The organism is Pseudomonas sp. GM84, assembly GCF_000282535.1.
Taxonomy (GTDB): domain Bacteria; phylum Pseudomonadota; class Gammaproteobacteria; order Pseudomonadales; family Pseudomonadaceae; genus Aquipseudomonas.
Window position 1 is genome coordinate 1 of record NZ_AKJC01000055.1, and the last position, 6,385, is coordinate 6,385.

The window sequence follows — 6,385 nt, forward strand, 5'->3', positions numbered from 1 at the left end:
TTGCCGGCGATGGGGCCGGTAAGACCAAACACTATGTATCAGCCAACATTGAGCTGGCTTTTCAGCAAGTCACGAAAGGTCTGGATCAACGGCTCACGACTCCGCCCCCGGCGAATGATCAACGAGAATGGCGCCTGATAGCCGAAAGTAGACGGAGAAAGCACCCGCAGATCACCTTTGTCGACCCAGGCCTGAGCGTAATGTTCGGGCAGGTAGCCAATGTAGGCACCCGACAGGATCAGGATCAGCTGCGCCTCCATGCTCTCCACCGTCGCCGCACTGTGCTTGAAGCCATGCCTGGCCAGTTCCGCCTGGCTCCAGTAGCCGCGCCCGACCATGCGCTGCTGGGTCACCACCGGTTCGGGAATGCGCCGCTCGACGAACAACGGGTGACGGCTGCTGCAGTACAGCCAGTGCTGCTCACGGTACAGCGGCTGGTAGACCAGACCACTCATGCGTGAGGAGAACGCACCGATGGCCAGGTCCAGGCGGTTGTCCTGCACACCGAGCTGCAGCTCATAGGGGCTGGACACCGACAGGTGCAAGTGCACGGCGGGATGCTCCTGGCTGTAGGCCCCAATGGCCTCGGCCAACGGCAGCGCCCGGTCGCCGACCGTCGAGTCGATCACGCCGAGGTTGAGCGTGCCGCGCAACTCGCCCTTGAGCGCTGCGGCGTACTGCTCGAAGCCATCGAGCTCGGCCAGCAGTCGCAAGGTCTCCTGATGGAACAACTCGCCCTTGCTGGTCAGGCTGAAACCGCCGCGCCCGCGATGGCACAGGACAATGCCCAGCGCGCCTTCGAGCTGGCTCATGTAGGTGCTGATGGCCGACGTCGACAGGTTGAGCTCGCGCTGTGCATTGGCGAAGCCCTGGTGGCGCACCACGCTGATGAAGATGCGCAGCAGTTTCAGTTCGGGCAAGGTCGAGGCCATGGTGCAACGGTTCCGCAGGATTGATAGCGCGCAGTCTAACCGTTTGGGCGGGCTTTAGTTTAGAAATTCATGAAGTAAGTATTTGCCTGTAGCGATTTGTCGCAGGCACTACCTTCAGCAGACTTGGCCGAAATGTCCCTGCCCGCCGGCAAAACCCCACTCAAGGCGCGCGGCGGCACAGGTTCGAACAAACAAAACAATCGACCGACTGATGAGGCCCACCGTGGACAAAGTTCTCCACCAACCACTGGGCGGCAACGAAATGCCGCGTTTCGGCGGCATCGCCACCATGCTCCGTCTCCCCCACCTGCAAAGTGCCCAAGGCCTGGACGCCGCGTTCATCGGCGTGCCCCTGGACATCGGCACCTCGCTGCGCTCTGGCACCCGTTTCGGCCCACGGCAGATCCGCGCCGAATCGGTGATGATCCGCCCTTACAACATGGCCACCGGTGCCGCGCCCTTCGATTCGCTGTCGGTCGCCGACATCGGTGACGTGGCGATCAACACCTTCAACCTGCTCGACGCCGTGCGCATCATCGAAGAAGCCTACGACGAGATCGTCGAGCACAATGTCATCCCCATGACCCTGGGTGGCGACCACACCATCACCCTGCCGATCCTGCGTGCCCTGCACAAGAAACACGGCAAGATCGGCCTGGTGCACATCGACGCCCACGCCGACGTCAACGACCACATGTTCGGCGAGAAGATCGCCCACGGCACCACCTTCCGCCGCGCCGTGGAAGAAGGCCTGCTCGATTGCGACCGCGTGGTGCAGATCGGCCTGCGCGCCCAGGGCTACACCGCCGACGACTTCAACTGGAGCCGTCGCCAGGGCTTCCGCGTGGTCCAGGCCGAAGAGTGCTGGCACAAGTCGCTGGAACCCCTGATGGCCGAAGTGCGTGAAAAAGTCGGTGGCGGCCCGGTGTACCTGTCGTTCGACATCGACGGTATCGACCCGGCCTGGGCCCCTGGCACCGGCACTCCGGAAATCGGCGGCTTGACCACCATCCAGGCGATGGAGATCATTCGCGGCTGCCACGGCCTGGACCTGATCGGCTGTGACCTGGTCGAAGTCTCCCCGCCTTACGACACCACCGGCAACACCTCGCTGCTCGGTGCCAACCTGTTGTTCGAAATGCTCTGCGTGCTGCCGGGCGTGGTGCGCCGCTGACCCCTAAGAGGCGTCGCTGGCAAGCCAGCCCCCACAACCCCTGTGGGAGCCGGCTTGCCGGCGATGCAGCCAACGCGTCGCGGCAGAAGCAATACCCTGGCAGGAGCCATCTGGGAGGGCCACTGAGGCCCGCCAATACAAGACTAGGCCGCCGGGCGCCGTGAACACGCCTGCGCGGTCGATCTCGCCATAATAAAGATAATCGGGAGACCCCCAATGGCCTTGGACATCATCGTTGTAATGATCTATACCGCCGGCATGCTCGGGCTCGGCTGGTATGGCATGCGCCGCGCGAAAACCCACGAGGACTACCTGGTGGCTGGGCGCAATCTGGGCCCAACCCTGTACATGGGCACCATGGCCACCACCGTGCTCGGCGGCGCCTCCACCGTCGGCACCGTGCGCCTGGGCTACGTCCACGGCATCTCCGGCTTCTGGCTCTGCGCGGCCCTGGGCCTGGGCATCATCGCCCTCAACCTGTTCCTCGCCAAACCGCTGCTGCGCCTGAAGATCTTCACCGTGACCCAGGTGCTGGAGCGTCGCTACAACCCCATGGCGCGCCAGGCCAGTGCAGCGATCATGCTGGCCTACGCACTGATGATCGGGGTCACCTCGACCCTGGCCATGGCAACCGTATTGCAAGTGCTGCTGGACCTGCCTTTCTGGATGTCGCTGCTGCTCGGCGGCGGCGTGGTGGTGGTGTACTCGACCATCGGCGGCATGTGGTCGCTGACCCTCACCGACATCGTCCAGTTCGTGATCAAGACCGTGGGCCTGATGTTCATCCTGCTGCCGGTGTGCCTGTACAACGCCGGAGGCTGGGACACCCTGGTCGCCAAGCTGCCAGCGGCCAGCTTCAGCTGGACCACCATCGGCTGGGACACCATCATCACCTACTTCCTGATCTACTTCTTCGGCATCCTGATCGGCCAGGACATCTGGCAGCGGGTGTTTACCGCCCGTGACGAGAAGGTCTGCCAGCGCGCCGGCACCACCGCCGGTGTGTACTGCGTGCTGTACGGCCTGGCCTGCGCCCTGATCGGCATGGCTGCCCACGTGCTGATGCCGGATCTGGCCAACCCGAACAACGCCTTTGCCGAGATGATCAAGAGCCAGTTGCCTGACGGCATCCGCGGCCTGCTGATGGCCGCTGCCCTGGCGGCGATGATGTCGACCGCCAGCGCCGGCCTGCTGGCCGCCTCGACCACCATCACCGAAGACCTGCTGCCGAAGCTGCGGGGTGGCAAGCAGTCGAGCCTGGGCGTCAGCCGCCTGTTCACCCTGCTCACCGGCCTGGTGGTGCTGGGTATCGCCCTGGCGGTGAACGATGTGATCAGCGCCCTGACCCTGGCCTACAACCTGCTGGTTGGCGGCATGCTGATCCCGCTGATCGGTGCGATCTTCTGGAAGCGCGCGACCACCGCAGGGGCCATCGCCAGCATGTCGCTGGGCTTTGCCACCGCGCTGCTGTTCATGTTCAAGGATGGGCTGGATGCCAATACGCCGATCTACTACAGCCTGGCGATCGGACTGGTGAGCTTTGTCATGGTGAGCCTGCTGTCGCGCAAGCCACTGGCTGAGCTGAAACTGGCCTGATCACAGGCGCCATCGCCGGCAAGCCGGCTCCCACAGGTACAGCACTCATGTCGAGAGCGGTGCCATCCCTGTGGGAGCCGGCTTACCGGCGAGAGGCCGGTACAAGCAACCCATGATCCAAACGCAACAAAAAGGCCGCGGCATCAACACTGATGCGGCGGCCTTTTGCTTTTCAGCGGCGGCGCGGCTGGCGCCGGCGCTGCTCTTCATCAGTCGGGATCGGCACCGGCTGCAGGGGTGGTGGGATCAGCCCCAGCGCGACAGCCAAGTCATGGAGCCAGTTGAACATTTGGTTTTTCATAGTGCCCCCTTGACGGGTCAGCCTCACGGTCAATCAATCCTGCGATGTTTCATACAGATCATAGCCCGATGTCCTGTATTACGCATGCCCTTGTTCCTACAGATATGGCCGAGTTTGACCAGGATCAAGCGGAAACGGCGCATTCCGACGACTGGTTAATCGTTTCGCTTTGTTGCAAATCGACCCACGCCTGCAAATTCGCCCCCCGCATACCCTGGCGCCACATCAACCAGGTTTGCGCCTGATCGAACGGCGCTTGCAGGCGATGCGCCCGCACCCGGTCACGCCCCGGCAGGCTGTCGAGCATCGATTGCGCCATCAGGGCCACACCCGCACCGGCGATGACGCAGGCCAGCATGCTCTGGTACGACTCGATTTCCATCACCCTGCCCATGGGCGTGTGCGCATGGGCATACCAGGCCTCCAGGCGCATCCGGTAGGAACAGCCCTGGCGAAACGTGAACACTGCTTTGCCGGCCACATCCCGGGCACTGTGGACCGCTGGGTGTTCGGGGCTGGTGATCAGCACCAGTACCTCGTCGCACAACAGCACACCATCCAGACCGGCCAGGCTCGGCGGACCATCCACCAGGGCCGCATCCAGGCGATGGCCGAGCAGGCCTTCGAGCAGTTCGCCGCTGGGCGCCGCCTGCACTTGCAGGTTCACCGCCGGGTAGGCCTGGTGATAGCGGGCCAGCAGCGCCGGCAGGTGAATGGCCGCCGTGCTGTACATGGTGCCCAACACGAAATCGCCGGCCGGCTGGCCACCCTGCACGGCCGCCATCGCTTCATCACGCAGCGCCGCCAGGCGGTTGGCGTAATCCAGCAGCACCTTGCCCGCAGGCGACAACTGAAGGCGCTGGCGTTCGCGCACGAACAGCTCGACACCCAGTTGCTCCTCCAGCTGACGCAGGCGCGTCGACAGGTTCGAAGGTACCCGGTGCAAGCGTTCGGCCGCTCGGGTCACCGAGCCCTCTTCGGCGACGGCCTGAAAGATGCGCAGTTGGCTGAATTCCATGTTGTTCTCCAAAACAGAATAACTTGATCATCATTATTCAATTTTATTGAAAGTCAATCCGCCCTAACCTGCCATCCATCGCTTACCGTTCCCGCAGGAGTGCCCCATGTCGCCGCTCGTACAACTGCTCGCCAGCGCCGTGGCCTTGATGATGGCCATGGGCATCGGCCGCTTTGCCCTCACCCCGCAACTGCCGCAACTGATCGCCGAAGGCCAGTTCGACTTGACCGCCGCCGGCCTGCTGGCGGCAGCCAACTACCTGGGTTACTTCCTTGGCGCGGCGGACGCCATGTTCGCCCGCAGGCCGAACCAGGTCAGGCTGCGCCTGCACGGCGGGCTGTGGCTGTGCGTGCTGCTGACCCTGGCCTCATGGGTGGCCGACGGCTTCTGGAGCCACCTGCTGCTGCGCTTTGGCACCGGTGTGGCCAGCGCCTGGGTGCTGGTGATGATCACCAGCCTCAGCCAGCAGATAGCCAATGCCAGCCACCGTCAGCGCCTGGGTGCCCTGGTGTTCGCAGGGCCCGGCCTTGGCATCGCCCTCACGGGTCTGCTGGCGCTGGCTGCGCACTTGCTGGGGCTGAGTTCGGCGGCGTTGTGGCTGGTGTATGCGGTGGCCGCGCTGGTGATGCTGATGGCCGTGCGCCCGTGGTTGCCGCGCGCGCTGGAGCCCGCCGTGGTCCCGAGCACCGTGCAAGCGGGCTCGACGCGCAGCGTTGGTATCGGTCGCCTCGGTCTGGTGTATGCCTTGTATGGCGTGGGCTACATCCTGCCGGCCACGTTCCTGTCGCAGATGGCCAACCAGCAGTTCCGGGGCCACTGGATGGCCGACCTGTTCTGGCCGGCCTTCGGTGTAGCGGCTGCGTTGGGCGTGGTGCTGGTCAGTGCGCGGCGTGCGGGTCGCACCTCAGCCTGGCTCACCGCCACGCTGTGGTTGCAAGGCCTGGGCGTGCTGGCCTGTCTGATGGGGGGTGGCATCGGCCTGGCCCTGGGTGTGTTGCTCTGCGGAACACCGTTCCTGGCCTGCATGCAGTTGGTGATGCAGCGTTCGCGGGAGATTGCGCCCCATGCGACGCAACGCAATGCCGGGCTGCTGACCGCTTGCTTTGCCCTGGGGCAGTTGAGCGGGCCGCTGTTGGCCGCCTTGAGCAACCATTACAGTGGGAGCCTGCAGCCGGCGCTGGTGCTGGCAGCTGCAGGTCTGGGGCTGGCGGGGGTGTTGGTGATTACGGGGACGCGCAGTGTTCGGGTCTGCCCGGTTGCTGGGCGGGTAGCTTCATGAATCGCGGCGGCCCTATCGCCGGCAAGCAGGCTCCCACAGGGGGCTGTGCAGGTCTTGAATGCCCTGCCGTACCTGTGGGAGCCGG

6 protein-coding genes are annotated in these 6,385 nt (G+C 64.3%); 3 read left to right on the forward strand and 3 right to left on the reverse strand.

Annotated elements, in window-relative coordinates; genetic code table 11:
• Positions 1-38 precede the first annotated feature (38 nt).
• Positions 39-932, reverse strand: a complete 894-nt coding sequence (locus PMI38_RS03590) for a LysR family transcriptional regulator (RefSeq protein WP_008090802.1) — start codon at positions 930-932, stop codon at positions 39-41.
• Positions 933-1,155: 223 nt separating this feature from the next.
• Here PMI38_RS03590 and speB point away from each other — a divergent pair, with 223 nt between their 5' ends.
• Together speB and PMI38_RS03600 are read left to right on the forward strand one after the other, a co-directional pair.
• On the forward strand, positions 1,156-2,106 hold the full coding sequence (gene speB, locus PMI38_RS03595) for an agmatinase (RefSeq protein ID WP_008090804.1): 951 nt from the start codon (positions 1,156-1,158) through the stop codon (positions 2,104-2,106).
• A gap of 216 nt (positions 2,107-2,322) precedes the next feature.
• Positions 2,323-3,702 (forward strand): sodium:solute symporter, encoded by a 1,380-nt coding sequence (locus PMI38_RS03600; protein WP_008090806.1) that lies wholly within the window; start codon positions 2,323-2,325, stop codon positions 3,700-3,702.
• A gap of 172 nt (positions 3,703-3,874) precedes the next feature.
• On the opposite strand, the gene PMI38_RS27695 is transcribed toward PMI38_RS03600, so the two are convergent.
• Together PMI38_RS27695 and ptrR are read right to left on the reverse strand one after the other, a co-directional pair.
• Positions 3,875-4,003 carry a PA1414 family protein gene (locus PMI38_RS27695; RefSeq protein ID WP_008090807.1) on the reverse strand — a complete coding sequence of 43 codons (129 nt, stop codon included), beginning with the start codon at positions 4,001-4,003 and terminating at the stop codon, positions 3,875-3,877.
• Between the two features lie 124 nt (positions 4,004-4,127).
• Entirely contained in the window at positions 4,128-5,021 is an 894-nt protein-coding gene (ptrR, locus tag PMI38_RS03605) for a putrescine utilization regulator PtrR (protein WP_008090809.1), read from the reverse strand.
• Between the two features lie 106 nt (positions 5,022-5,127).
• On the opposite strand from ptrR, the gene PMI38_RS03610 reads away from it, so the two are divergent.
• Positions 5,128-6,300: an MFS transporter gene (locus tag PMI38_RS03610; RefSeq protein ID WP_008090811.1), complete on the forward strand. Its 1,173-nt coding sequence runs from the start codon at positions 5,128-5,130 to the stop codon at positions 6,298-6,300.
• Positions 6,301-6,385: the final 85 nt, after the last annotated feature.